The organism is Nonomuraea muscovyensis (genome assembly GCF_014207745.1).
GTDB lineage: Bacteria > Actinomycetota > Actinomycetes > Streptosporangiales > Streptosporangiaceae > Nonomuraea > Nonomuraea muscovyensis.
In genome coordinates this window covers 143,397-168,828 of sequence record NZ_JACHJB010000005.1, presented here as the reverse complement: position 1 = coordinate 168,828, position 25,432 = coordinate 143,397, and the positions used below count along the sequence as shown (strand labels likewise).

Genomic DNA, 25,432 nt, shown 5'->3' with positions numbered 1-25,432 from the left:
TCTGGCGGGGTGGAGCGTGGCGTAGATCGAACAAGAGAGGCCTCCGGTAGGTGGCTGGTCGACCATGGCAGCCGCCGGCGCACCGTCCGGGAGCCGAGATCGACGGCGCCCCCGGGGTCAGTGACCGGGGAGCCACTCGTGATGGGCGAAGGGCACCCCGTCCCGGATCCGCGCCAGCGCGGCGGCGGGGTAGCCGACCATGTCGGCCGGCAGCCGGTCGAGCGGCCACCAGCCGAGCTCGGAGCACTTGTGCGGCTCGGCGTTGTACGGTTCGCCCGCCCACCGGTTGGCGGCGAAGAACAGCCCGACGCGGTCGGGCGCCCGGTGCATGACGTGGACGAACGTCAGGTCGTCCGGGTCGACGACGACGCCCACCTCCTCGCGCGCCTCCCGCACGGCGGCCCGCACCACGGACTCGCCGGCCTCCAGGTGCCCGGACGGCAGATGCCACAGACCGTCGCCATAACCGGTGCCCCTCCGGCGTCCCATGAGCACCTCGCGCACGCGGGCACCCGTCCCGCCCGCCCGGAGCACACCGCCCGGCAGGCCCCGCGCGACCCCGTCGCCCGGCCCGTTCCACATGGGTCCGCCTTCCGGCCCTCGCCGCGCGAGCCGATCGCTCGGTCCGCTCCCGGCGAACCCTTCCGGTCCCGGCGTGAGCCCGCCGCCCAGGCCGTTCGGCGTGGATTCGTCGTCCGGGCCGGTCCGTACGGGAGGGGCGGCCGGGCGGAGCAGGAGCACGTGCACGTCCACGATGGCGCGGAACCGCTGCGCGTCCCGTCGCGGCGGTGGCTCCCGGCGCCGGTCGAGGGCCTGGACCCACTTGACGGCCACCGCGGCCACCTGGATGAGCTCCGCGCGCAGGGCGGCCGGCTCGTCCTCGGCGAACGCCTCCAGCACCTCCTCGTGCAGGACGTGCCGCCACGTCAGTGCCCCTCGCGCGGCCGCCTCCGTCACCTCCCGCTTGGCCCGCTCGGCCGCCTCCCCCGCGTCCTCACCCACCCCGCGCGCCAGGCCGCCGCCGAAGCCCACACCGGCACGGCCGGCGACGCCGGTGCCGTCACCGGCGTCCGTGGCGCCGCGGCCGGCGCCCTCAGAGGTCGTGGGAGCCCCGGGGACCGCGGGGGTCGTGGGGCCCGTGCCGTCGGGGAAGTCCTGGACGCCCCACATCGCGTCCTGGGCCGCGCGTTCCGCCGCCACCTCGGCCAGCACCCGCGCCAGCGGCCCGGGCCCCCCGCAGGACGCCTCGCCGTCATGTGTCATGGCTCAGGAGTCTGCCCGATCCTCCCCGGGTGAGGGGGTGCGAATGACGGGATGGGCGACGTCGGGGGTGCGGGGACGTGGGTCGGCGCACGCATCGGGCGGTGCTCCCCCGGACGACGGGGCGGCGCGATTGTCGGTGCCGGGCAGTAGGGTTTGCGACCATGGACCGGCAACTCACCCTCATGGCCGTGCACGCCCACCCCGACGACGAGTGCCTGAGCACCGGCGGCGTCCTCGCCCGCTACGCCGCGGACGGCGTCCGCACCGTGCTGGTCACCTGCACCAACGGCGAGCAGGGCGACGGCCCCGGCGGCGTCAAGCCGGGCGAGCCGGGTCACGACGACGCGGCCGTCGCCGAGCGGCGGCTGGCCGAGCTGCGCGAGTCGGTCTCCGTGCTCGGCATCGGCCACCTGGAGCTGCTCGGCTACCGCGACTCCGGCATGGACGGCTGGGAGACCAACCACCACCCCGACGCGTTCGCCAACGTGCCCGTCGAGACCGCCGCGGCCCGGCTCGGCGAGCTGATCGAGCACTACCGGCCCGACGTGGTCGTCACCTACGACGAGACCGGCGGCAGCGGCTACTTCCACCCCGACCACGTCCAGGCCCACCGCATCACCGTGGCGGCCGTCGAGGCGACCGGCGTCCCGGCCAAGTTCTACTACACGGCGATCACCCGCTCGGCGATCAAGCGGATGTTCGAGCTGATGCGCGAGAGCGGCGCCGACCTGGGCGACTTCCGACCGTCCGACGACTTCGGCACGCCCGACGAGCAGGTCACCACGGTGGTCGACGTCGCCCCCTACGTGGAGCGCAAGCTCAAGGCGCTGATGGCCCACGAGAGCCAGGGCGAGAGCATCTTCCTGCTGCGCATGCCCGAGGAGGCCCAGCAGCAGGCCTTCTCCCACGAGGCGTTCACCCGGGTCCTGTCCCGCGTCGCCACCCCGGCCCACGAGGACGACCTGTTCGCCGGCCTCCGCCCCTGACCCCCGCCGGCTGATGAGCGAGTTCACCGCCGAACAACTCGTGGCCGTCCACGCCTTCCTCGTCGCCGGCCACCAGATCGCCGTCGAGGAGTCCGACCGGGTGAGCGGTGCGCGCTGGTGTCGTTAAGGGTTGCGGCTCAGGCTCTGGCCGTAGACGTCGCGCAGGACAGGGCCCAGCTTGCGCTGGATGACGCGTAGCGCCGTGATGGTCTCCTGATCGCTGTAACCGGTCGTCGTGGGCCAGTCGACGCCCGAGCCCTGCAGGTCGCTGGCGAAGACGATCTCGACGGCGAACAGGACGCGGGCCCAGTCGAGGGGAGCGAGCGGCTGGTCGGCGGCCAGGGCAGAACGGAGCCTCCCGCACTGTTCCAGCAGGTCAGCGGGGTCCTCCGCCCCCAGTGCGACCGCCAGAGACCTGCTGGGCCGGGCCGGGCCGCCCCACTCGCCGAGGCCGCGGCGCAGCAGGGCGATCTCATCGTGGTCGAGGATCTCGCCGGGGGGAACGGTGCGGCTCACTGCGGGTGCTCCTCGGGACGCAGGGATGATCTCGTACGCGTACCGGAGCGTCAGGGGGGCGGGGGGATCTCGCCGGAGCCGCGGGGGACGAGACGGGTGGGGATGTGCATGCGGCGGGCCGCCTTCGTGCGGTGGCCGTCGAGCCGCGACAGCACCAGCTCGGCGGCGGCCGCTCCGATGGCGGCCGGATCCTGGGCGACGACCGTCAGCGGCGGGTCGAGCACCTCGGCCAGCGGCAGGTCGTCGAACCCGACCAGCGCCACGTCGCGCCGCCCCGCCCGGGCCAGCGCCACGACCGCGCCCATGGAGGCGAAGTTGTTCGCCGCGAACAGGGCCGTCGGCGGGTCGGGCAGCGCCAGCAGCCGCCGCACGGCGGCGCTGGCCGCCTCCTGGTCGTGGCCGCTCTCGACCAGCGCCCGGTCGAACGGCAGGCCCGCCGCCTCCAGCGCGTCGCGGTAGCCCTGGAAGCGTTCGCGGCGGGTGTAGAGGGTGGCGGGCAGGTCACCGACGAAGCCGATCCTGCGGTGGCCGCGCCCCACGAGGTGCGCGACCCCCTCGCGGGCGCCCTCGCGGTTGCCGCTGACCACGTGGTCGGCTGCCATCCCGACCGCCGGCCGGTCGAGGAAGACGATCGGCAGCCCCGCCGCCCGTTCGGCCCGCAGGTGGCGGTGGTCGCTGGCGGCGGACGGCACCACCATGAGGGCGCTGACCCGGCGCGCCAGGAACGTGGCGATCAGCGACTGCTCCAGCTCGGCCGTCTCGCTGGAGGAGCCGACGATGAGCGTCAGGCCGCGGGCGCGGACGGCGTGCTCGATGCCGCCCGCGACCGTGCCGAAGAACGGGTTGCCCATCTCGGGGATGACCAGCCCGATCGCGGCGTCGCGAGCGCCGACCCGCATGTTGCGGGCCATCAGGTTGGGTTGGTAGCCCAGCCTGCGCATCGCGGCGAGGACGCGCTCACGGGTGTCGGCCGCGACGGGGCCGTCGTCGTTGAGCACCCGCGAGACGGTCTTGGCCGTCACACCGACTTCGCGGGCGACGTCTGCCATCGTGGGGCGCCGCATTCCGACCATGGTAGTGGCCCGGCTACAGGCCGATCGCCTCCGCTGCGTCCTGGTCGGTGACCACCGCCTTGCCGTCCGCGACCTGCATGGCGCCGGTCATGATGGCCACGACCTGGGCCATGTTGAAGTCGCCCGGCTTGATCTGGGCGACCCGGCGGCCGAGCCGCTGGACGTGGATGCGGTCGGCGATCTCGAACACGTGCGGCATGTTGTGGCTGATCAGCACGACGGGGGTGCCGCGGTCACGGACCCGCTTGATCATGTCGAGCACCTGCCCCGACTCCTTGACGCCGAGCGCGGCGGTGGGCTCGTCCATGACGACGACGTGGGAGGCCCAGGCGACGGCACGGGCCACGGCGACCCCCTGCCGCTGGCCGCCCGACAGCGACTCGACGGGCTGGGTGAGCGAGCGCAGGCCGATCTTGAGGTCGGCCATGTGCTTGGCCGACTCCTCGCGCATGCGCTTCTTGTCCAGCATCCGGAACACCTTGCCGAGCGGGCCCGGCTTGCGGATCTCCCGGCCGAGGAACATGTTGGTGGCGATGTCGAGGGAGGCGGCGACGGCGAGGTCCTGGTAGACGGTCTCGATGCCGTGCCTGCGCGCATCCAGCGGGTCGCGGAAGCGCACGGCCCTGCCGTCGAGGAGGATCTCGCCCTCGTCCGGCTGCAGGGCGCCGGTCAGTGCCTTGATGAGGCTCGTCTTGCCCGCGCCGTTGTCGCCGATGACCGCGAGCACCTCGCCGGGCATCAGGTCGAAGTCGGCGCCGTCGAGCGCTGTGACGTGGCCGTAGCGCTTGACCAGGCCGCGCGCCTGGAGCACGGGGGTCATCGGTTCCTCCTGCGGGAGAGCTGGTCCACGGTGACGGCGAGGATCACCAAGATCCCGGTGATGAGGGTCTGGTAGATCGACGGTACGCCCATGAGCTGCAGCCCGTTGCGGAACACCCCCACGATGAGGGCGCCGATCAGCGTGCCGAGCACCAGCCCCCGGCCGCCGAACAGGCTCGTGCCGCCGAGGACGACCGCGGTGATGCTGTCGAGGTTGTCGGTCTGCCCCGCCTGCGGGTCGCCCACTCCGGTACGCGACACCAGGAGCAGGGCGGCGATGCCGTACACGAGACCGGCGACCGTGTAGACGCCGACGATGAGCCGGTTGGTGCGGATGCCGGTCAGCCGGGCGACCTCGGGACTGTTGCCCAGCGCGTACACGTGGCGGCCCCAGGCGGTCTGGCCGAGCAGGTAGGCGAACAGCAGGAACAACAGGATGGTGAGCAGGGAGCCGTAGGTGACGTTCGTCCCGCCGAGGTTGAAGGTCCGGCCCAGGTACGTCATCGCGGGCGGCAGGTCGGTGACCGTCTGGTCCTGCGAGTAGATGTGGGTCAGCGCGAAGACCACGTTCAGCATGCCGAGGGTCACGATGAACGGCGGCAGCGAGATCTTCATCACGAGCAGCCCGTTGAGCAGCCCGAACGCCGCGCAGACGGCCAGCCCGGCGGCGATGGCGAGCAGCGGTGGCAGGCCGCTGTCGACGGCCAGCTTCGTCATCACGATTCCGCCGAACGCCATGATGGCGCCGTTCGACAGGTCGATGCCCGCGGTCAGGATGATCAGTGTCTGGCCGATGGCGAGCGTGCCGACGACCATGACCTGCTGGATGATGAGCGAGAAGTTGCCCCCGGTGAGGAACTGCTCGGAGTTGACCGCGAAGAACACGCACGCCAGCACCAGCGCCGCGAGCGGGCCCGCGGTGGGGGTGGTGATGAGACGCCGCGGCAGCGTCGCTTCCATGACGGCCATGTCAGCCCCAGCAGTTGGCGAGGCCGAAGGCTGTGTCCTTGGCCTCGACGCCGTCGACCGCCTTGTCGGTGATCAGCGTGACGCCGGTGTCGGTGTAGCCGGCGGCCTTCTTGCCGCCCTTGGCGAAGTCGGCCACGGCCTTGACGCCGTCCTCGGCCATCTTCAGCGGGTACTGCTGGGAGGTCGCGGCGATCTGGCCGCTCTGCACGGCCTTGACGCCGGTGCAGCCGCCGTCGACGGAGACGACCAGCACGTCCTTCTCGCGGCCCTTGGCCTTCAGCGCGGTGTGCGCGCCGAGCGCGGCCGGCTCGTTGATGGTGTAGACGACGTTGATGTCGGGCGCCTTCTGCAGGCAGTTCTCCATCGCGGTCTGGCCCTTGGACTGGTCGCCGCGGGTGTCCTGGGAGCAGACGATCGACGGGTCGCCCTCGGCGACGCCGAAGCCCTTGAGGAAGCCGTCGTGGCGGAGCTGGCCGACCGTGATGCCGGGCGCCAGGTCGAGAGTGGCGATCTTGGCGGGCTTGCCCGCCATGGCGGCCTTGGCGTACTGCCCGATGAGCTCGCCGGCCTTGAAGTTGTCGGTGGCGAACAGCGCGTCGGTGGCGTCCTGCGGGTCGGTCGGGGTGTCGAGCGCGATGACCAGGACCCCGGCGTCGCGAGCCTTCTTGACGGCCGGGACGATCGCCTTGGTGTCGCTCGGCGTGATGAGGATGCCCTTGACGCCGGCGGCCACCATGTTCTCGATGGCGGTGATCTGGGAGGCGTTGTCTCCGTCGAACTTGCCCGCGGCCGTCATCAGCTCCATGCCGTTGGCCTGCGCGGACTTCTGCGCGCCTTCCTTCATCTTCACGAAGAACGGGTTGGTCTCCGTCTTGGTGATCAGACCGACCTTGGCGGTGGTGGCGGCCTGCTGGCCACTGCCGCCCCCGTCGTCGCTTCCACATCCGGCGGCGAGGAGTGCGGCAGCCAGGAGACCGGCCGAGAGCCTAGCTTTCATGGTGGCTTCCTATCAGAGTGGTCTCGGATCTCATCCTATCAGGGCGAACTCAATGTCATCGTTGACATATGTCAACGTTGACATCGGCTGTGTTGTGATGATGAACTCCGGACCGGGAAACGTCAATGGTCTACGGCCGTAACGAATCGGCAACGTGGTGAGAGGCGACTGTGATGATCTCTGTCCTCGGCGAGTGCGTGGCCGACGCCTTCGCCGACCGCCGGACCCGTGACCGGACCGGTGACCAGGCCGCTCGCGGTGCCGGTGACCAGGCCGGTGCCGGTGGCAGTGCGGGTGACCCCGAGCTGTCGCTGCGGGTGCTGCCCGGCGGCGGGCCGGCGAACACGGCGGTGGCGCTCGCGCGGCTCGGCACGCCCACCCGGTTCCTCGGCCGGATCTCCCGTGACGTGTTCGGGGAGCTGTTCCGCGACCGGCTGGCCGCCTCCGGGGTGGACCTGTCGGGCTGCGTGGACGCGGCCGAGCCGAGCACGCTCGCCGTGGCCTCGCTCGACGCCCGGGGTCAGGCCGCCTACAGCTTCCACGCCGAGGGCGCGGCCGACTGGCGGTGGACGCCCGGCGAGCTGGCCGCCGCCGGCCTCGGCGGTTCGTCCTGCCTGCACACGGGGTCGCTCGCCCTGGTCAGGGAGCCGGGACGGGAGGCGGTGGAGCGCTTCGCCGCCGAGGCGGCGGCGCGGGCGACGGTCTCGATCGACCCGAACGTCCGGCCCAGCCTCGCCCCGCGCGAGGCGTACGACGTGCCGCGATGGTGCGCCCTCGCCGACATCATCAAGCTGAGCGAGGACGACCTGGCCTTCCTCGTCCCCGGCGAGCCGGTGGCGGAGGTCTGCGACGCCTGGCACGAGGCGGGCGCCCGCCTCGTCGTGGTGACCAGGGGCGCGACGGGGGCGCTCGTCTCCCTGGACGGCTCCCGGGCGGAGGTGGCGGCCCCCCGCGTGAGGGTCGTGGACACGGTCGGCGCGGGCGACGCCTTCACCGCGGGGCTGCTGCACCGCCTGGGCGAGCGCGGCCTGCTGGGCGGGCGGCTGGACCGGCTGGACCTGGCCACGGCGGCCGAGGCGGCGTCGTTCGCGGCCCGGGTCGCCGCGCTTACCTGCGCGGTCGCGGGCGCCAACCCGCCGTGGGCGTACCAGCTCGCCGAACCGGCGACCTCCTGACGTACCGGCCGAACGCCCCCGCCCCCCGACGCGCGGGCACGGGAGGGAACGCAGGCGCGAGAGGGGGCGCGACGCGGGAGGGCGCGCGGGCGCGGGAGAGCGCGAGCACGAGAGGGGCGCGGGCGCGTCAGTGGGCGGAGAGTTCGTCGCGCGCGTCCATGAGGGCGAAGCCGAGGAGGTTGAGGCCCTTCCAGGTCTCCGTGCCGAAGAGGTAGTCCCTCAGCTCCGGGTGCGCCGCGAACTTGGCGACGCCGGCGCGCACCACGATGCCGTAGCGGTGCTCCGCCCAGGTGACCTCGTCGAAGCCGCGCACCAGGCGGCCCAGCTTCTTCGCCTCTCCCGGTGGGAGACGGCCAGGGTCGTTTGCCCCGGTGGGCGGCGGGTAGGGCCGGGTGGCATGGCAGAGTACGAGGCGACGCGGGGGATGCCCGCCGACGGTGACATCGCGTTCGGCGTCGCGTCCGACGTGGATCTGATCAACAGGTGGCTGCCGCACGGCCTGCTCGTGCGTGGCAGCGGTCCCGGCACCGTGGAGGCGACCGGCGACCTGGTCGACGAGGTCACCCGGCGCGTCACCGACGCCGGGTGACCCGCCCGCGCGGGGCCCGGTGGCCTGGCGTTCCCCGTCCGGTCACCCCCGCGGCTCCGGAGCACTCCTCCCCTACCCGCGGCCCTCGTCGGAGGGCTCACGCTCCGGCGCCTTGGAGCGGTCGAGCGCCGGCTGGGCGAACCACGTCCACACCGCGAGCAGCGCGACGATGGCCGCCGTGAGCACCCCGATCGTGCTGTCGAAGAGGTAATCGACCACCAGCATGGTCGCCGCGGTCATCGACACGGCCAGGGCCAGGGCTCCGGCGATGCCGTAGAAGTTGGACCGGCGTACCAGCGTCTCCTTCAGCCCCTGCCGGAACAACACGCGGTGCTGCGCGGCCGGCGCGATGTAGCAGATGGACGCGATCGCCGCGCTGACCAGCGCCACGAAGAACAGCCGCCGGTCGAAGGCGTCCAAGCGGGTGAAGCCCGGCGAGAACGGCACCGTGAGCAGGAACGCGAACAGCACCTGCACCCCGGTCACCGCCACGCGGGCGCCCTGCAGCAGCTCCACGAAGTTGCGGTCGGCGCGGTCGCCGCCGGTCTCCCCGCCCGTCTCCGGTCCATTGCTCACCTGGGCCGTCCCTTCCACACGATCGTCACCGAGACGGTATGACTTACCGGGCTTTTCCCTGCAAAACCTCGCTTTTTGCCCCACCGGGCGGCGTCGCTGATCAGAGCCGGTCTACGGCCACGTCATGGTCCGGCACGTCATGGTCCGGCACGTCATGGTCCGGCACGTCATGGTCCGGCACGTCGAACCGCGCGGCGGATCCGCGAGGAGGCAAGGCTCACGGAGCTGCCGGCCCGGCTCGGGACGCGCACGCCGCCCACGCGCCCGCGAGCAGGCCACGGGCGAGCGGGCGCGGGCCGGTCAGAGGGTCAGGTCGACGACCACCTTGATGTCGCCGGGCTCCTTGCGCAGGCCCGCGTCGAACTCCTCCATCGGCACCCGCCGGGTGATCAGCCGGTCGAGCCAGTCCTGGTCGGCCTTGGCGAGGTCCGCGGCGGCCTGCTGGTAGTGACGCCGGGCGGCGTTGACCGTGCCGAAGATGACGGTGTTCTTGAGCACCAGCTCCCTGTTGATCAGTTCGAGCGGCGCCTCGCCGAGGTCGCTGCCGGAGGAGATGCCGGTCAGGCAGATGACGGCGTCCGGCGTCGCCACCTCGGGCAGGGCGAAGACCAGCGGCCCGTGACCGGTGCACTCCATCACCACGTCGGGCTCCACCCCGATGCCGGTGACGTCCCCGGTGTGGAAGACGCCGCCGAGGTCGGCGACGAGTTGCGGCTTGGGCCCGCCGTCGGCGACGTCGAGGACGTGCACCTCCATGCCGCGCTGAACGCCCATGAGCGCCGCCAGCAGCCCGATCGGCCCGGCGCCCGTGACCAGCGCCACCCGCGGCCGCCACGAGGTACGGGTCAGGAACCGGTCGGTCTGCTCCCATGCCTTGGCCAGGATCGACGCCGGTTCCAGCAGCACCCCGCGGTCGCCGACGCCGGAGTCCAGCCTGACCACGTACTCCGGCTCGATGCGCCAGCGCTGCGCGCCGTATCCGTCACGTTCCTTGATGCCGCGTTCGGTGAAGCGGCCGTTGCGGCAGAAGTCCCACTCCTCGTGGGCGCACGGCTCGCACGGGACCGGGTCGGGACGCCGGACGATGCCCACCACGAGGTCGCCCTCGGCCAGGCCGCTGCCCGCGGGCGCCTCCAGCACCCGGCCCAGCGACTCGTGGCCGATCACCAGCCGCTCGCGGCCCGGGGGCGGCGCGCCGTGCTCCAGCCCTTCGACGATCTCCACGTCGGTGCCGCAGATGCCGAGCAGCAGCCCCTGGACGAGGACCTGGCCCTCGCCGGGCTCCGGGCCGCGGACCTCCTCGACCCGTACGCTGCCGGCCTGGCCGGGAATCACCGTGATCGCCTTCATCGGCGCGCCACCCCCTCGTCTGCGCTCACCTACCCGGGCCGGCGGCCCGGACACGCGAGTCCCGGGAGAGCCGGCGGCGGGCTCGTCTGCGGCCGGCAACCTCCCCGGGACACGGACGCGTGCCGGGGACCTTCCCGGGACACGGACGCTCAGCCCGGCACGGGACGGGGCCCGGCGAGCCGGACGATCGCCGGAAGCGGGAAGATCATGAGGTAGAGGTTGGGCAGCCACCAGGCGAGGGAGAAGTCGCCGCGCAGGGTCCAGAACGCGATGGCCATGAGGCCGGAGGCCATGGTGAGCACGAGGGACACCAGCATCAGCTGCGACCCGCTCGCCGAGCCACGCCGCAGCAGGAGCAGGCTCGCCAGGCCGGTGGCGCCGGCCAGGAGGTCGATCGCGAGGAACGACCAGTTCCAGTCGGCCATCACCGGGTCGGCGTAGCCGGCGAACGCCCACTCCGGGGGGATCAGCCCGAGCCCGGTGACGCCGAAGTAGACCACGAAGCCGACGTCGGTGACCAGCATCAGGACCTTAGTCGTGCGCAGCACGGTCGATGGCCTCCATCAGGTAGCGGCGGGTGCGTTCGTGCAGGTCGGGTCCGGGGGCGCTGAGGCCGAACAGCCTGGCGGCCCACCAGCCGTCGACGGCGAGCCGCACGGCCGTCGCGGCGGCCGGGTCGATGCCGTCGCCGGCCAGGCGGTCCTGCCAGGCGGCGTACCGCGCGCGCAGCGGCTCCAGCCCGGCCGGGTCGACCAGCACCCCGGCGAGCAGGGCGGCGGTGACGCGGTCGGACGGGGCGGCGGTGGCGTGCCGGTCGGGGATGGTCGCGGCGACGTAGGCGCGCAGGAAGTCGCCCGGCCTGCCGCCCGCCTGGGCCAGCGCCTCGTCGAAGGCGCGGGTCAGCCGTTCGACCATGGCGGCGACCAGCGCCTGCTTGGTGGGGAAGTGGTAGAACAGCCCGCCCTTGGAGACGCCCGCCCGCCGGGCGACGGCTTCCAGCGTGAGTGATTCGGCTCCCTCGGTCAGCAGCACGTCGGCGGCGGCGTCGAGGAGGCGGTCCTTGGAACTCGGTCGCGGCATGCCGGAAACTATACCGGTCAGCCGGTTTACTAATGCGGTGATCGGCATTCCCCGCCGAGTCTCGGGTAGCCCGCGCCGGTGGGGCCGCGCGGCTCCTGTCCGAGACCCGTGAGGAGGCAGTGCCATCGTGACGAGCGTGCTCACCGTCAACGCCGGATCGTCCAGCCTCCGGCTCGACCTCGTGGACGGCGAGGTGCTCATCGACAGCGCGCACGCCGAACGGGCCGTGGACCCGGCGTCCGCCCAGGACGAGCTGTCGTCGTTCCTCGGCCGCCATCTCGACCGCGACATCGAGGCCGTCGCGCACCGCCTGGTGCACGGCGGCGAGGCGGTGCGGGCCGCCGTGGTCGCCGACGACGAGACCGTCGAGGCGGTGCGCGGGGTGTCCGGGCTGGCGCCGCTGCACCTGCCGCCGTCGCTGGCGCTGGTGGACGCGGCCCGCGAGCTGCTGCCGGCGGTGCCGCACGTGCTCTGCCCCGACACCGCCTTCCACGCCGGCCTGCCCGTGGAGGCCGCGATGTACGCCCTGCCGGCGCGGTGGCGCGAGCGGTACGGCCTGCGCCGCTACGGCTTCCACGGCCTGTCCTACGCCTGGTCGGCCGACCGGGTGGCGGAGCTGACGGGCCGGCCGGTGGAGGAGCTGGACCTGGTGCTCGCCCACCTGGGCGGCGGCGCGTCGGTGTGCGCCGTGTCCGGCGGGCGCAGCCTGGACACCTCGACGGGCTGGACGCCGCTGGACGGGGTGCCGATGAGCAGGCGGTCCGGCTCGGTCGATCCCGGGATGCTGCTGTGGCTGCTGCAGGAGGGCCGGCTCACGGCCGGGGAGCTGGGCGAGGGGCTGTGGCGCGAGTCCGGGCTGCTCGGGCTGTCCGGCGGCCGGTCCGGTGACACGCGGGAGCTGGTGGCGGCCCAGGGCGACGGCGACGCGGACGCGGCGCTGGCGCTGGCCGTCTTCTGCCACCGGGTGGCCCGGGAGATCGCCGCCGTGGCGACCTCCCTGCGCCGGATCGACGCGCTGGTCCTCACCGGCGAGATCGGCTGGGACCAGCCCGAGGTGCGCCACGACGTCTGCCGGCGGCTACGGGTGCTCGGCGTCGAGCCGCCGGCCGTGACGCACCGGACCGAGGACGGGCCGGTCAGCGCCGAGGGCGCGGCCGTACCCGTGTACGTCGTCGAGCCGCGCGAGGAGCTGCAGCTCGCCCGCGAGGCCCTGCGCGTCCTGGCCTGAGCGCGGCGGGCCGTCCCACCGCCCCGCACCCTCTGCCCCGGCAGGTCAGGGCAGGAGGGTGTAGTGCGGGAAGTTGCCCACCAGTCGCTCGCCCTCCGGCCCGACGGTGACGGCGCGCACCAGCAGCTCGCCGCCCACGAACGCGCCCCGCCACGAGCTGCCCAGCCCGCCGAACAGCTCCTCCCGGTCACCGCGCGACCGCGGCCGGTTGTGACCCACCTTGAACGCCCGCACCTCGGGCGCGAGCCTGGCCGCCGTCTCCTGCGCGTCGCACGACAGGGTGGCCACCAGCGCCCCGTTGCTGGCGTTCATGGCCGCCAGCAACTCGGCCTCGGTGTCCACCAGCACGATGGTGTCGACCGGCCCGAACGGCTCGGCGTGGAAGAGCGGCGAGGACCGGGGCGGGCTGAGCAGCGCCGTGGGCGGGAAGTAGGCGGAGGTGTCCTGCCCGGGCAGGAACCGCCCGGACTCCAGCGAGGCCCGGTGGATCGGCACGCCGCCCTTGGCCACCGCCTCGCCGACCTGGTCACCCAGCTCCTTCGCCTTCGAGGCGCTGATCAGCGGCCCGAAGTCCAGCTCGGGCAGCGGGTCGTCCGGCTCCTCGACGGCGAGGGGATGCCCGAAGCGCAACGAACCGACCGCCGCCAGATAGGCGGCCAGGAACTCGTGGAACAGCTCCCGCTGCACCACGAACCTCGGGTAGGCGGTGCACCGCTGCTTGCCGTAGTCGAACGAGGCGCGGATCTGCCGGGTGAGCGACTCCCAGCCGGAGTACTCCCACACGCCCCAGCAGTTGAGCCCCTCCTGCTCCAGGACGTGGCGGCGGCCGAGGTCGGCCAGTGACGCGGCCACCTCGGCGCCGGCGTCCCGCCCGCCGACGAACGAGACGCAGCCGATGGCCCGGCCGCGCACCAGGACCGGCGACAGCTCCGCCCCTCCCCCGCTGACCAGCGTGAACGGCAGGCCCTCACGCACGGCCAGGGCGGTGGCCAGGGTGAGGCAGGACAGGCCGCCGTCGGTGGGGGTCTTGGCGATCACGGCGTTGCCCGCGAGCGCCTGCACGAGCATGGCGTGCATGAGGACGCTCATCGGGTAGTTCCAGCTCGCGATGTTGCTGACCGGGCCGGGCAGCGGCGTCCGGCCCGCCACCATGTGCTCGATCTCGGTCAGGTACCAGCACACGCCGTCCAGGCACCGGTCCACGTCCGCGCGGGCGGTCCGCCACGGCTTGCCGATCTCCCACACCAGCAGCAGCGCCAGCAGGTCGCGGTGCGCGGCCATGGCGTCCACGGCCGCCGACACCCTGGCGGCGCGTTCGGCGAGCGGCAGGTGCCGCCACTGCCGGTGCTCGTCGGCGGCTCCGGCCACGGCCCGTGCCGCGCCGGCCCGGTCGAGCCGGGGCGGCCCGGCGATGGCGGTGCCGTCCACCGGGGAGAAGACGGGCGCCGGCCGGCCGTCGCGCTGCCAGAACCCGCCCCAGTGGTTGAGCACCCGGTCGTCGTGGAACGCCTCCGGCGCCGCCGCGCAGCACCGCTCGTAGGCGTCGGACCAGGCCGTTCCCGGCTTGAGCCGCATGTGACCTCCTTGATGGGACCTCAGTCGGACCAGTCGACGGTGACGAGCTCGGGCAGCGGCTCGAACTCCTTGACGGCGTCCAACGCGGGCCCCATGGCCGCGTTGGCCTCGCGCTCCACCATCACCTCCACGAGCACGGGGAGCCGCTGCCGCTCCGCCTCGGCCGACGCCCAGGACAGCGCCTCGCGCAGGTCGCCGGGCAGCTCCACGCGGCGCGCCGGGCAGCCGAACGCCTCCATCGCCTTGACATGGTCGATGCCGCCCTCTCCGTAGTGCAGGTCCACCGCGTAGTTCATCTCGTACGGGATCTCGGCCTGCCTGATCAGACCCAGGTACTCGTTGTTGATCATCACGATGACGAACGGGACGCGGTACTGCGCGGCGACCGCCACCTCCTCCATGAGGAACTGGAAGGAGTAGTCGCCCACCACCACGACGACCTGCCGTTCGGGGTGCGCGCACTTGACGCCCAGGGCGGCGGGGATCTCCCAGCCGAGCGGCCCGGCCTGCCCGCACACGAGGTAGCGGCGCGGCAGGTAGGTGGTCTGGAACTGGCCCGACCAGATCTGGTAGAGCCCGATGGCGGTGACGAACGTGGTGTCGCGGCCGAAGAACGCGTTCATCTCCCTGAACACCCGGGGCGGCTTGATCGGCACGTCGTCGAAGTCGTCGCGGCGGGCCAGCGTGCCGCGCAGCTCGGCCACCCGGCGCACCCACCGGCCCGGCTCGCGGGCGGCCGCCCGGCTCCGCGCCTCGGCCAGCAGGCCGGCGAGCACCGGCCGGGCGTGGCCGACGACGCCGAGGTCGGGCTCGAAGACCCGGCCGATCTGCGTCGGCTCGATGTCCACGTGGACGAAGCGCCGGCCCTTGCGGTAGACGTCCAGGTCGCCGGTGTGCCGGTCGCCGAACCGGGCGCCGACGGCCAGCACCAGGTCGCTGGCCAGGAACGCGGCGTTGCCCCAGCGGGTCTGCGTCTGGATGCCGGCCATCCCGGCGAACAGCGGGTGGTCCTCGGGGAAGGCGCCCTTGCCCATGAGCGTGACCTGGACCGGCACCTGCAGGTGCTCGGCCAGCTCGCGCAGCTCGTCGCAGGCGTCGGCGACGATGACGCCGCCGCCGGCCAGGATGATCGGCCGACGGGCAGTCTCCAGCAGGTCCATCGCCGCGCGGAGGGCACGGGGCGGCGGCTCGGGCACCTCGACGGCCAGCGGCGCGTCGAGGTCGCGGTCGTACAGGCAGGTGCCGCGCTGCACGTCGATCGGCAGGTCGATGAGGACGGGGCCGGGCCGGCCGGACCGGGCGATCCGGAACGCCTCGCGGAACACCCACGGCGCCTGGGCGGGTTCCTTGAGCTGCACGGCCCACTTGGTCACCGGCCGGGCGATCTCCACGATGTCGACGGCCTGGAACGCCTCCTGGTGCAGCTTGGCGGTCGCCGCCTGGCCGGTGACGCAGATCATCGGGATGGAGTCGGCGAGCGCCGTGTACAGCCCGGTGATCATGTTGGTGCCGGCGGGGCCGGAGGTGCCGACGCACACGCCGACGTTGCCGGTGACCCGGGCCCAGCCGTCGGCGGCGTGGGTGCCGCCCTCCTCGTGGCGCACGGTGATGTGCCGGATCGAGCTGGTGCGCAGCGCGGCGTAGAAGGGCAGGATGGCGGCGCCGGGGATGCCGAAGACGGTGTCCACGCCCTCCGACTCCAGCACCGCGACCACGGCCTCCATGCAGGGCACTCGTTTCATCCGTTGAGCCTTTCGATCACCTTGAGCAGGGCGGAGTGGTCGAGGGAGCCGTGGCCCTGCGCCCTGGCCGCCGCGACGAGCTGGGCGACCTGGCCGGTCAGGGGAAGGGCGACGCCCGCCTCGCGGGCGGCCGCGACGGCGATCCCCATGTCCTTGTGGTGCAGGTCGATGCGGAAGCCGGGGGCGAACTCCCGCCTGATCATGCTGTGCCGCTTGAGGTCGAGGACGCGCGAGCCCGCCAGCCCGCCGGCCAGCACGTCGAGGCCCGCCACGGGGTCCACCCCGGAGCCCTCCAGCAGCACGATGGCCTCGGCCACCAGGCCGTAGATCCCGCCGACGACGAGCTGGTTGGCCGCCTTGACGGTCTGCCCGGCGCCCGGGGGGCCCACGTGCACGATCGTGGTGCCGAGCGCACGCAGGACGGGCAGGGCCGCCTCGAAGTCGCCGCCCGCCCCGCCGACCATGATCGACAGGGTGCCGTCGACGGCGCCGCGCTCGCCGCCGCTGACGGGGGCGTCCAGCGCCCGCACCCCCCGGGCCGCGGCCTGCTCGGCCACCCGGCGGGAGGTGCTCGGGCTGATCGTGCTCATGTCGAGGTAGAGCAGCCCCGGGCCGGCGTGCCGGAGGATCTCGGCCGCGACCTCCTCGACCTGCGGCGAGTCGGGCAGCATGGTGATCACGACGTCGGCGCCGGCGACCGCCCCGGCGACGTCGCCGGCCGCCTTGCCGCCCGCGTCAGCCAGCCGGTCGAGGCGTTCGGCGCTGACGTCGTAGCCGGTCACGGCGTGCCCGGCGGCGACGAGGTTGGCGGCCATGGGGCTGCCCATGACCCCGAGGCCGACGAATCCGATGGTGGTCATGCGCTCCTCCAGGCGAACGCGTCGGGCCCCTGATGCCGGTACTCCAGGCCGATCCGTCCGCGGTAGCCCGCGGCGGCCAGCCGGTCGAGGATCTCCGGGTACGGCATGCGCCCGCTGCCGGGACGGCCCCGGCCGGGGTCGTCGGCGATCTGGACGTGACCGAACCGGTGGGCGGCCGTGTCGATGAGCGCCGGGACGTCCTCGCCCATCCGGTGCAGGTGGTAGAGGTCGGCCAGGAACGCCACGTCGTCCCGGCCCACCTCGTCGATCAGCTCGAACGCCGCCGCCGAGGAGGTGATCGGGTAGTGCGGGTTCTCGTGGGCGTTGAGCGCCTCCACGACGACGACCGCGCCGGACCGCGCGGCGGCCTCGGCCGCCAGGGTGAGGTTCGCCACGGCCAGCGCCCGGTCGGTGCCGGGGTCGTTGCCGTACAGGGCGTTGAGCACCCGGCAGTCCAGTTCGGCGGCCAGGCGGGTGGCGACGTCGATGTTGGCGCGGAAGCGCGCCGAGGTGCCCGGCCGGGCGAGCAGGCCCCGCTCCCCTGCCGCCATGTCGCCGGCGTCGAAGTTCAGGCCGGTCAGGCGCACGCCGGCGGCCTCGATGGCCTTTCTGAGCGCCGCCACCTCGGCGTCGGCGGGCTGCGGCCCGTCGAACGGCCACCACATCTCGATGGCGTCGAACCCCGCCTCGGCCGCCGCCGCCGGCCGTTCCAGCAGCGGCAGCTCGGTGAGCAGGATGGAGACGTTGACGGCGAAGGACGGCCCGGTCATCCGGCCGCCCTCTCCAGGGCGGAGCGCAGCAGGCGGGCGGTCTCCGACGGGGTGCGGCCGACCCGGACGCCGACGGCCTCCAGGGCCTCCTTCTTGGCCTGCGCGGTGCCGGAGGAGCCGGACACGATGGCGCCCGCGTGGCCCATGGTCCTGCCCTCGGGCGCGGTGAACCCGGCCACGTACGCGACCACGGGCTTGGTCACCCGTTCGGCGATGCAGGCGGCGGCCCGCTCCTCGGCGTCGCCGCCGATCTCGCCGATCATCACGATGGCGTCGGTGCCCGGGTCGTCCTGGAACGCCTGGAGGCAGTCGATGTGGGTGGTGCCGACGACCGGGTCGCCGCCGATGCCGACGGCCGTGGAGAAGCCGAGGTCGCGCAGCTCGTACATGAGCTGGTAGGTCAGCGTCCCCGACTTGGAGACCAGGCCGATCCGGCCGGCGGAGGTGATGTCGGCGGGGATGATGCCGGCGGACGACTGTCCGGGACTGATCAGGCCGGGGCAGTTCGGGCCGATGATCCGGGTACGCCCGGCCGCGGCGAGCGCGCGCAGCCGGACCGCGTCGTGCACGGGGACCCCCTCGGTGATCACCACGCAGAGCGGGACGGACGCCGCGATGGTCTCCTCCACGGCGGCCCGCACGAACCTGGGTGGCACGAACACGACGCTCACGTCCGCCCCGGTGCCGTCCACGGCGGCGGTCACCGAGTCGAGGACGGGCACCGTGCGCTCGCCGAAGTCGACCGACCGGCCGCCCTTGCCGGGCGTGACGCCGGCGACGACGTCGGTGCCGGCGGCGAGCATGCGGGCGGTGTGCCGGGTGCCCTCCGCGCCGGTCATACCCTGCACGAGCACCCGGCTGTCCTTGGTCAGGAAGATCGCCATCACGCACCTGCCGCGAGTCCGGCCGCCAGCTCGGCGGCGCCGTCCATGGTGAACACCTGCCGGACCGCCGGGTGCCGGGCGTCGCTGAGGATGCGCCGCCCCACCTCGGCGTTGTTGCCGTCCAGCCGGACGACGATGGGTCTGCTCAGGCCGCGCTCGCCGAGCTGGTGCAGCGCGGTGACGATGCCGGTGGCCACGGCGTCGCAGGTGGTGATACCGCCGAAGACGTTCACCAGGACCGAGCGCACGTCGGGATCGGACAGGATGATCTCCAGTCCGTCGGCCATGACCTGGGCGGAGGCGCCGCCGCCGATGTCGAGGAAGTTCGCGGGGGCCGCGCCCGCCTGGGCGACCACGTCGAGCGTGCTCATGACGAGCCCGGCGCCGTTGCCCACGACACCGACCCGGCCGGCCAGCTTGACGTAGTTCAGCCCCTTGGCGCGGGCCCGGTCCTCCAGCCCGCCGGAGGCGGCGGGCGGCTCCCGGTCGTGGCGGAAGGCGGCGTTGCCGTCGAGGGTCACCTTGCCGTCGAGTGCCATGATCCGCCCGTCGGCGGTGCGGACGAGCGGGTTGACCTCCACGAGCAGGGCGTCCTCCTCGACCATGACCTGCCAGAGCCGGTGCAGCACCTTCGCCGTCTCCGGCGGCAGGCCGGCCTTCTCGGCCAGCAGCCCGGCGGTGTCGGCGTCCACCCCGGCCAGCGGGTCGATCGGCAACCGGACCAGCGCGTCCGGGTCGCTCGCCGCGACCTCCTCGATGTCCATCCCGCCGTGGCGCGACACCATGGCGAGGAACGTCCCCTCGGCCCGGTCCACCAGGTAGGCGGCGTAGTACTCCTCGGCGGGCGTGGTGGCCGCCTCGACGAGGACCGCGTGCGCGACGTGTCCCCTGATGTCCATCCCGAGGACGCGGGCGGCCTCCGCCTCGGTCTCGCCCGGGCCCGACGCGGCTCTGATGCCGCCGGCCTTGCCCCGGCCGCCGGTCTTCACCTGCGCTTTGACGACGACGGGAGCGGCCAGCCCGGTCGCGATCTCGCGGGCCTGCTCCGGACTGGTGGCGACGCCGCCGGCCGGAACCGGTATCCCGCGGCGCCCGAAGAGTTCCTTGGCCTGGTACTCGTACAGGTCCATGCGAGCCTCCTTTGTAGACGGTATACCGTATGGAATATCCGCCGTCCAGGTCTCGACAGACTTCCCGTTCCCGGGATATTCCATACAGTATGGAGAAGACGACATTGGTCAGGGACTGGCGCGGCCGCTCCTACCTCGTCGGACCGGTCCCGCGCGACCGGTCCCGGATGTTCTGGCTCGCCTGGGCGGCCATGGTGGCGATCGGGCCGCTCCAGTACGGCTACGCGGCGCTCGTCGCCCGCGACGGTTTCACCCTGATCTCCCTGGCGGCGTGGATCGTCTGCCAGGCGACGGGCGCCCTGCCCGCCCTGCGCCTGGTGCGACGCGGCCGGCTCGGCGTGCGGGCCGCCCTGGCCGCGGGGGCGGCGCTGAGCGGCCTCGGCCTGCTCGCCGTCGCGGCCGGCGGCCCCGCCCCGGCCGTCTTCCTCGGCTACGCCGTCCTGGGCGGGCTGGGCGCCGGCGTGGTCTACGGCGTGTGCACCGAGGTGGTGTCCTCCTGGCATCCCGAGCGTCCGGCCGTCCGGGTCGGCCTGCTGACGGGCGCCTTCGGGTACGGCGCGCTGCCCCTGGTCGTGTGGGTGGGCCTCGATCCCGACGCGCTGCGCCCGGCCTTCCTCGCGGCGGCGGTCGCCGCCTGGGCAGCCGTCGCCGTGGCCGCCCGGTTCCTGCGGCTGCCGCCCGCCGGGTGGTGGCCCGGCACTGTCGATCCCCGCGCGCACGCGCTGGACGCGGCGATCCTGCGCCGCACCCCCGGCTCCGTCCGGCAGTTCTCCCTGGCCCAGGCCCTGCGCACGCGGACGCTCGCCGCGCTGGCCGCGATCCTGGTGTGCGCGGGCGCCGTGTCGGTGTTCGACGTGATCGTGGTCGCCCGCGCCGGGGTGTGGGGGCCGCTGGCCCTGCTGGTGGCACTGAACGGCGCCGGCCGGGCGCTGGCCATGCGCTGCTCGGAGGTCGTCGGCCGCAGGCGGGTGCTCGTCACCGTCCTCGCCCTCCTGGCTCTCGGCCAGGCTCTCCTCGCCGCGAGCCGGAGCGCGGGCGGCGGGGCGTCCGCACTGCCGTGGCTCGGCGCGCTCGCCGCCGGGCTGGCGGGCGGCGCCTTCTACCCGCTGGTCGCCAGCCTGGTCCGCGACTTCTTCGGCGCCGAGCGCGTCGGCCAGATCCACGCCGTCGTCTACAGCGCCAAGGCCGTGGCGGGGGTGGGCGCCGTCGCCCTGGCCGCCCTCGCCTTCACCACCCCGGCCGGGGCCCTGCTGCTCGCGGCCGGTCTGACGGCGGTCACCGCCCTGGCCACCACCCGCCTCCGCGCCCCTGGCCTCCCGGCCACCCTCCCCGCCTGAATCTGCCTGACCTGCCTGACCCGCCTGGCCTGCCCGACCCCACCCGACCCCACCCGACCCCGCCTGGCCCGCCTCCGGACGGGGCCGGGACGGAGCGGACGGCGCGTCGGCCCAGTCCCTCGACGCCCGGCCCGGACGCCGACCCGGACGCCGACCCGGTGGAGGCGCGGCGGCGGGGCGGAACGGCTGTGTGACGAGGTTCACCGGCGGAGATGCGGGTGGAACGGTATGCTGTAGGCAGTCGACGAGAAACCGTTGAAGCCCTTCTTCTGGAGCACCCATGTTGCACTCGGTTCAGGCAGGCGCCAAGATCCCCCGCCCGGCCACGCTCCGGGAGAGCGTGATCGAGGCCATCCAGGAGCTGATCGTCTCCGGCCAGCTCAAACCGGGTCAGCACCTGGTGGAGAGCGAGCTGGCCGAGCTGCTGGGCGTGTCGCGGCAGCCGGTGCGCGAGGCGCTGCAGCAGCTCAGCGGCGAGGGGTGGGTCGATCTGCATCCGGGCCAGGGGGCGTTCGTGCACGTCCCCACGGTGGAGGAGGCCGACCAGCTCCTCGCCGTCCGGGCGCTGCTGGAGACCGAGTCCGCCCGGCTCGCCGCGCAGCACGCGAGCGAGGAGGGCGTCAAGCGGCTGCGCGAGCTGTGCGCGCGCGGCACGGCGGCCGTCGAGGCCGACGAGATCGACACGGCCGTGGCCACCAACTCCGAGCTGCACGCCCTGGTGACGGCGCTGTCGGGCAACAAGGTGCTGGCCGAGCTGGCCGCCCAGGTCGCGCGCCGGGTGCGGTGGTACCACACGCCGGTGGCGCGGCAGCGCGGCATGACGTCCTGGCGCGAGCACGCCGCGCTGATCGACGCCATCGAGGCGGGTGACGGGGAGCGGGCCGCGCACATCATGCGCGAGCACACCGAGCACACCCGCGCGAGCTACATGGAGCAGCGTGCCGGCGAGCCGGTGGAGCCGCTGCCCAAGCCGGTACGCCGCCGCCGCCCACGCACCCTGTCCGCCGGCTGACCCCGGCCGGGGGAACCCACCGTCTGGCGACCCACCGGCCGGTGGGTCGCCGCCCGGACACCCGCCGCCCGGACACCCGCCGCCCGGTGACCCACCGGCCGGACACCCGGGGCTCCGGCCCGGCGGCCGGAGCCGAGATCCCGGAACGTGCCACGGCATGGCATGCCTGACGGGCCGGAGCGGCGATACCTGACGTTCACGGACTGCGGCTTGCCGGGAAACTTCTCGGGTAGAGGATGAGACCCCGACGGGAGGTGAATGATCATGAAGGCGTTCCTCCGCTTCCTGCTCGGCGAGCCCCTGGGCCAGCCGGCCGACGGCCGTGCGGTCGGCCTCGGTCTGGCCGCCGCGCTGAGGAAGCACCACTCCGCCGACGACGCGGAGCGTCATCTGCGCCGGTGGGCCGCGGAGCACGAGACCCGCAGGACCCGGCGGAGCTGAGCCCAGCCGTGGGCAGGAGCCGCCGCCCCCGCCCACGACCGGATCAGCCCCGGTCGGCCGGATCAGCCTTCGACGCGTTCCGAGACCTCCCGCACCTCGCCGTCCTCGTCCGCGCGGGCCGCGGCCCTGGTGTCACGGGCGGACTTGAGCAGGCTCAGCACCGTGGTCACCGCGAGGGTGCCGACGATGACGCCCAGGGACACCAGGATCGGGATCTCCGGAGCCCACGACACCCCGTCGTGGTGCAGGGCCTCCAGGATCAGCTTGACCCCGATGAAGGCCAGCACCACCGACAGCCCCTTGCTCAGGTACACGAGCCGGTCGAGCAGCCCGCCGATGAGGAAGAACAGCTGCCGCAGCCCCATCAGCGCGAAGGCGTTGGCCGTGAAGACCAGGTAGGGCTCCTTCGTCAGCCCGAAGATGGCCGGGATCGAGTCGAGCGCGAACAACAGGTCGGTGGTGCCGATGGCCACCATCACGATGAGCATGGGCGTGACCATCCGCCGGGCGCCCCCGGCCGGCCGCACCGTCAGGCGGGCCCCGTGGTAGGCGTCGGTGGTCGGCAGCAGCCGCCGTACGGCGCGCAGCGCGACGTTCTCCGAGAACTCGGCCTCCTCCTCTTCGTGCCCGATCAGCTTCCAGGCGGTGTAGACGAGGAAGGCGCCGAAGACGTAGAACAGCCAGTCGAACCTGGTCACCGCCTCCGCGCCGGCCGCGATGAACGCGCCCCGCATGACGAGGGCCAGCACGATGCCGATGAGCAGCACCTTCTGCCGATAGGCCCGCGGTACCCGGAACCTGCTCATGATCAGCAGGAAGACGAACAGGTTGTCGACGCTGAGCGAGTACTCGGTGATCCAGCCGGCGAAGAACTCCCCGCCGCGCCCGGGCCCCGACACCACCAGCAGCCCGACACCGAACGCGCAGGCCAGCGCCACGTAGAAGGACACCCAGCCGACGCACTCCCGAAACGACGGCTCGCGGGGGTTGCGGGCGACGAGGTAGAAGTCCAGGGCGAGGACGAGGCCGAAGCCGCCGATCGTGGCCAGCCAGATCCAGGCGGGCAGGTTCACCTGCGCGCTCCTTTCCGTCGGTGCGTCACCTGCGCGTGCCGCACGTACGTCTCCAGCAGCGCCGCGGCGCGCGGGTTGACCGTGGCCCGGCGCAGCAGCCAGTGCGGCATGAGCCGTTCGTGCACCCAGACGAACCCGAGCGCGAAGCCGAGGCTCACCATGGCCTGGAAGGCGAGGAACGCGCCCACGCCCTCGGTGGTGCCCGGCCCGGCGACGCCGTCCTGGAACAGGCGGGACAGCGGGAAGGCCGCCATCCAGTACAGGCCGGAGGGCCCGAAGGTGCCGTGCCGCAGCAGGCCCTCGCCGAGCAGCACCCCGTACAGGCCGCCGAAGAGGGCCAGCGGCACGGCGAGCGCGAGCGCCGACAGTGCCGCCAGGCCGGCGGGCTGCCCCGCGAGGAGGGTCAGCCCGCCGGCCATGGCGCCGGCGGCGGCTCCGATCGTCGCCCCTGGCAGGGCGAGTTCGAGACTGTGCCGTCCGACCATCAGCCCACGACCACGCCGAAGGCGAACAGGCTGTAGAACAGCATCCCGAGGTAGAAGCAGGCGCCGAACCCGATGATCACGTTGGTCCACCAGCGCGGCCTGATCGGTTTGGGCAGCATGCGGTTGTTGACCAGCAGCAGCGTCACGCAGTACGCCCCCATCGCGAACGTCGACAGGAACGCCAGCGTGTCCAGGATCCCGCTCGGCCCGTCGGCCGGGCCGAACAGCAGGATCAGGATGCCGAAGATGATCACGCCCCAGAGGAAGCCCGCGTACAGGTGCGACATGCGCAGCTTCTTCGCGCCGGGCACGAAGTTGTAGGTCATGTCGGCCTGGCCGCGGGAGAAGGAGTCGAACAGCCCGAGCGTGGCGTTCAGGCCGATCAGCGCGATGAAGCCGAGGAAGATCGTGCCGAGCACCGAGCTGCCCGCCGAGGAGACGGCGTCCGCCATCGCGGTCAGCGCGACCTCGCGCTCCTCGTTCTGGATGACCGCGCGGACGCCGGGGTTCTGCCGGGCGGCCGCCTGCGCGATGACCGTGAACGAGACCGTCACCAGCATGGTGACGCCCCAGAACAGCAGCAGCGCGTCGAAGGTGACCCACCGCCGCCAGCCCCTCCACTTGGCCATCTCGGCCGGGTCGTCGGTGTCGAACATGAACCCCCGCGACGGCATGGCTTCCTCCTCGCCCGCGTGCCGCAGGCCGCGGATGCGCGGGATGTGGGCGCCCATGCCGGCCCCCGAGTCGCGCAGGTGCAGCGTGTACCACATCTGCTGCATGCCGGAGGGCCCGGCGAACGCGCACGCGCCGACGATCACCGGGAACCAGGCCGCCGACATGGCCTCCGACGGCAGGTAGCCGATGGCGAACATCCCGGACAGGGTGCTGGCGACGTCGCTCCAGGAGCCCACCATGGCGGCGACCACGGCGGTGCCGATCACCAGGGTCCCGATGAGCAGCGACAGCACGTTCTCCAGCACGTTGTAGATCACCTTGGCCAGGCTGAAGACCACCCCGACCAGGACGAGCCCGATGATCGCGGTCACCATCCACGGAATCCCGGTGATCTGCTCGAACGCCGCCGCCCCGGCCGACAGGTGCCCCGGCCAGATGTAGACGGCGATGGCGACGACGAAGAAGAACCACATCAGCGGCTTGAACACCCGGGCCGCGCCGGAGAAGATGCTCTCCCCCGTGGCCATGGCGTAGCGTGCCATCTCCAGCATGACCACGGCCTGCAGCGTGACGCCGATCAGGAACAACCAGCGGATCTCCGGCCCGAACAGCAGCACGAGCCGGGGCCACATGTACGACTCGCCCATCCCCACGCCCAGAGCCACGAGGAACACCGTGGGCCCGAGGATGTGCACCGAGGGGGGCGCGTCGGGGAGTCTCCTGATGGGCATCGGCTCCAGCCGGCCCGCTTTCCATACTCGTTCGTCCTCGACCGGCGGCGCTGCCGCGGCCGGTGTCTTCGATGTGTCCACCTACGGACCTCCAGG

General features: G+C 73.2%; 27 protein-coding genes. 7 read left to right on the top strand and 20 right to left on the bottom strand.

The features are described from left to right. Positions 1–117: 117 nt before the first annotated feature. Entirely contained in the window at positions 118–1,263 is a 1,146-nt protein-coding gene (locus tag FHU36_RS45355; RefSeq protein WP_246503374.1) for an NUDIX hydrolase, read from the bottom strand. Between the two features lie 161 nt (positions 1,264–1,424). Here FHU36_RS45355 and FHU36_RS42900 point away from each other — a divergent pair, with 161 nt between their 5' ends. Next, positions 1,425–2,249 carry a PIG-L family deacetylase gene (locus tag FHU36_RS42900; protein ID WP_185089900.1) on the top strand — a complete coding sequence of 275 codons (825 nt, stop codon included), beginning with the start codon at positions 1,425–1,427 and terminating at the stop codon, positions 2,247–2,249. A 123-nt stretch (positions 2,250–2,372) separates the two neighbouring features. Here FHU36_RS42900 and FHU36_RS42895 read toward each other — a convergent pair whose 3' ends face one another. Genes FHU36_RS42895 through FHU36_RS42875 form a run of 5 tightly spaced genes read right to left on the bottom strand, consistent with a single transcriptional unit; the run spans position 2,373 to position 6,623 of the window. Continuing rightward, a complete protein-coding gene (locus tag FHU36_RS42895; RefSeq protein ID WP_185089899.1) occupies positions 2,373–2,765 on the bottom strand; it encodes a hypothetical protein in 393 nt (130 codons plus the stop codon). Between the two features lie 50 nt (positions 2,766–2,815). Beyond that, on the bottom strand, positions 2,816–3,829 hold the full coding sequence (locus FHU36_RS42890) for a LacI family DNA-binding transcriptional regulator (RefSeq protein WP_221497448.1): 1,014 nt from the start codon (positions 3,827–3,829) through the stop codon (positions 2,816–2,818). Between the two features lie 22 nt (positions 3,830–3,851). Continuing rightward, on the bottom strand, positions 3,852–4,658 hold the full coding sequence (locus tag FHU36_RS42885) for an ATP-binding cassette domain-containing protein (protein ID WP_185089897.1): 807 nt from the start codon (positions 4,656–4,658) through the stop codon (positions 3,852–3,854). After that, the gene (locus FHU36_RS42880; protein WP_221497447.1) at positions 4,655–5,617 is read right to left on the bottom strand and encodes an ABC transporter permease; all 963 of its coding nucleotides are present in this window, start codon (positions 5,615–5,617) and stop codon (positions 4,655–4,657) included. The genes FHU36_RS42885 and FHU36_RS42880 overlap by 4 nt, the downstream gene beginning before the upstream one ends. Positions 5,618–5,627: 10 nt before the next feature. Beyond that, entirely contained in the window at positions 5,628–6,623 is a 996-nt protein-coding gene (locus FHU36_RS42875) for a sugar ABC transporter substrate-binding protein (protein WP_185089895.1), read from the bottom strand. 173 nt (positions 6,624–6,796) lie between these two features. On the opposite strand from FHU36_RS42875, the gene FHU36_RS42870 reads away from it, so the two are divergent. After that, the gene (locus FHU36_RS42870; protein WP_185089894.1) at positions 6,797–7,798 is read left to right on the top strand and encodes a carbohydrate kinase family protein; all 1,002 of its coding nucleotides are present in this window, start codon (positions 6,797–6,799) and stop codon (positions 7,796–7,798) included. Positions 7,799–7,925: 127 nt separating this feature from the next. Here the strand turns inward: FHU36_RS42870 and FHU36_RS47020 are convergent, their stop codons facing one another. Continuing rightward, on the bottom strand, positions 7,926–8,270 hold the full coding sequence (locus FHU36_RS47020; RefSeq protein WP_376774207.1) for an NADAR domain-containing protein: 345 nt from the start codon (positions 8,268–8,270) through the stop codon (positions 7,926–7,928). On the opposite strand from FHU36_RS47020, the gene FHU36_RS43930 reads away from it, so the two are divergent. Continuing rightward, positions 8,196–8,387 carry a hypothetical protein gene (locus FHU36_RS43930; RefSeq protein WP_221497445.1) on the top strand — a complete coding sequence of 64 codons (192 nt, stop codon included), beginning with the start codon at positions 8,196–8,198 and terminating at the stop codon, positions 8,385–8,387. The genes FHU36_RS47020 and FHU36_RS43930 overlap by 75 nt on opposite strands. Before the next feature lie 72 nt (positions 8,388–8,459). Here the strand turns inward: FHU36_RS43930 and FHU36_RS42860 are convergent, their stop codons facing one another. From FHU36_RS42860 to FHU36_RS42845, 4 genes are all read right to left on the bottom strand, one after another. Then, entirely contained in the window at positions 8,460–8,963 is a 504-nt protein-coding gene (locus tag FHU36_RS42860; protein WP_312892236.1) for a DUF6328 family protein, read from the bottom strand. A gap of 300 nt (positions 8,964–9,263) precedes the next feature. Further along, positions 9,264–10,313, bottom strand: a complete 1,050-nt coding sequence (locus FHU36_RS42855) for a glucose 1-dehydrogenase (protein WP_185089891.1) — start codon at positions 10,311–10,313, stop codon at positions 9,264–9,266. Positions 10,314–10,462: 149 nt separating this feature from the next. Continuing rightward, the gene (locus tag FHU36_RS42850; protein ID WP_221497444.1) at positions 10,463–10,861 is read right to left on the bottom strand and encodes a DUF5360 family protein; all 399 of its coding nucleotides are present in this window, start codon (positions 10,859–10,861) and stop codon (positions 10,463–10,465) included. Beyond that, positions 10,845–11,393, bottom strand: a complete 549-nt coding sequence (locus tag FHU36_RS42845; protein ID WP_185089890.1) for a TetR/AcrR family transcriptional regulator — start codon at positions 11,391–11,393, stop codon at positions 10,845–10,847. The genes FHU36_RS42850 and FHU36_RS42845 overlap by 17 nt, the downstream gene beginning before the upstream one ends. 127 nt (positions 11,394–11,520) lie before the next feature. Here FHU36_RS42845 and FHU36_RS42840 point away from each other — a divergent pair, with 127 nt between their 5' ends. Then, positions 11,521–12,621, top strand: coding sequence for an acetate/propionate family kinase (locus FHU36_RS42840; RefSeq protein WP_185089889.1), 1,101 nt, complete (start codon positions 11,521–11,523; stop codon positions 12,619–12,621). A gap of 45 nt (positions 12,622–12,666) precedes the next feature. Here FHU36_RS42840 and FHU36_RS42835 read toward each other — a convergent pair whose 3' ends face one another. The 6 genes from FHU36_RS42835 to sucC are packed head-to-tail and all read right to left on the bottom strand — an operon-like array spanning position 12,667 to position 19,582. Next, the gene (locus tag FHU36_RS42835) at positions 12,667–14,196 is read right to left on the bottom strand and encodes an aldehyde dehydrogenase family protein (protein WP_185089888.1); all 1,530 of its coding nucleotides are present in this window, start codon (positions 14,194–14,196) and stop codon (positions 12,667–12,669) included. Between the two features lie 20 nt (positions 14,197–14,216). Further along, complete coding sequence (gene gcl, locus FHU36_RS42830; protein ID WP_185089887.1) at positions 14,217–15,938, bottom strand: glyoxylate carboligase; 1,722 nt, start codon at positions 15,936–15,938, stop codon at positions 14,217–14,219. After that, the gene (locus FHU36_RS42825; protein WP_185089886.1) at positions 15,935–16,798 is read right to left on the bottom strand and encodes a 2-hydroxy-3-oxopropionate reductase; all 864 of its coding nucleotides are present in this window, start codon (positions 16,796–16,798) and stop codon (positions 15,935–15,937) included. Before FHU36_RS42825 ends, gcl begins: the two co-directional genes overlap by 4 nt. After that, positions 16,795–17,568, bottom strand: a complete 774-nt coding sequence (locus tag FHU36_RS42820; protein ID WP_185089885.1) for a hydroxypyruvate isomerase family protein — start codon at positions 17,566–17,568, stop codon at positions 16,795–16,797. Before FHU36_RS42820 ends, FHU36_RS42825 begins: the two co-directional genes overlap by 4 nt. After that, positions 17,565–18,452, bottom strand: coding sequence for a succinate--CoA ligase subunit alpha (gene sucD / locus FHU36_RS42815; RefSeq protein ID WP_185089884.1), 888 nt, complete (start codon positions 18,450–18,452; stop codon positions 17,565–17,567). The genes FHU36_RS42820 and sucD overlap by 4 nt, the downstream gene beginning before the upstream one ends. Further along, positions 18,452–19,582: an ADP-forming succinate--CoA ligase subunit beta gene (sucC, locus tag FHU36_RS42810; RefSeq protein WP_185089883.1), complete on the bottom strand. Its 1,131-nt coding sequence runs from the start codon at positions 19,580–19,582 to the stop codon at positions 18,452–18,454. Before sucC ends, sucD begins: the two co-directional genes overlap by 1 nt. An 89-nt stretch (positions 19,583–19,671) precedes the next feature. Here sucC and FHU36_RS42805 point away from each other — a divergent pair, with 89 nt between their 5' ends. The 3 genes from FHU36_RS42805 to FHU36_RS42795 all read left to right on the top strand — a co-directional run bounded on the left by FHU36_RS42805 (position 19,672) and on the right by FHU36_RS42795 (position 22,372). Beyond that, positions 19,672–20,919, top strand: a complete 1,248-nt coding sequence (locus tag FHU36_RS42805) for an MFS transporter (RefSeq protein ID WP_185089882.1) — start codon at positions 19,672–19,674, stop codon at positions 20,917–20,919. Positions 20,920–21,199: 280 nt separating this feature from the next. Continuing rightward, entirely contained in the window at positions 21,200–21,931 is a 732-nt protein-coding gene (locus FHU36_RS42800; protein ID WP_185089881.1) for a GntR family transcriptional regulator, read from the top strand. Between the two features lie 264 nt (positions 21,932–22,195). Then, on the top strand, positions 22,196–22,372 hold the full coding sequence (locus tag FHU36_RS42795; protein ID WP_185089880.1) for a hypothetical protein: 177 nt from the start codon (positions 22,196–22,198) through the stop codon (positions 22,370–22,372). Positions 22,373–22,434: 62 nt separating this feature from the next. Here the strand turns inward: FHU36_RS42795 and FHU36_RS42790 are convergent, their stop codons facing one another. From FHU36_RS42790 to FHU36_RS42780, 3 genes are read right to left on the bottom strand one after another with little or no spacing between them, the layout of a single operon-like run. Continuing rightward, positions 22,435–23,445, bottom strand: coding sequence for a TerC family protein (locus tag FHU36_RS42790; protein WP_185089879.1), 1,011 nt, complete (start codon positions 23,443–23,445; stop codon positions 22,435–22,437). Further along, the gene (locus tag FHU36_RS42785) at positions 23,442–23,930 is read right to left on the bottom strand and encodes a hypothetical protein (protein ID WP_185089878.1); all 489 of its coding nucleotides are present in this window, start codon (positions 23,928–23,930) and stop codon (positions 23,442–23,444) included. The genes FHU36_RS42790 and FHU36_RS42785 overlap by 4 nt, the downstream gene beginning before the upstream one ends. After that, positions 23,930–25,417 (bottom strand): Nramp family divalent metal transporter, encoded by a 1,488-nt coding sequence (locus FHU36_RS42780; RefSeq protein ID WP_312892234.1) that lies wholly within the window; start codon positions 25,415–25,417, stop codon positions 23,930–23,932. Before FHU36_RS42780 ends, FHU36_RS42785 begins: the two co-directional genes overlap by 1 nt. Positions 25,418–25,432: the final 15 nt, after the last annotated feature.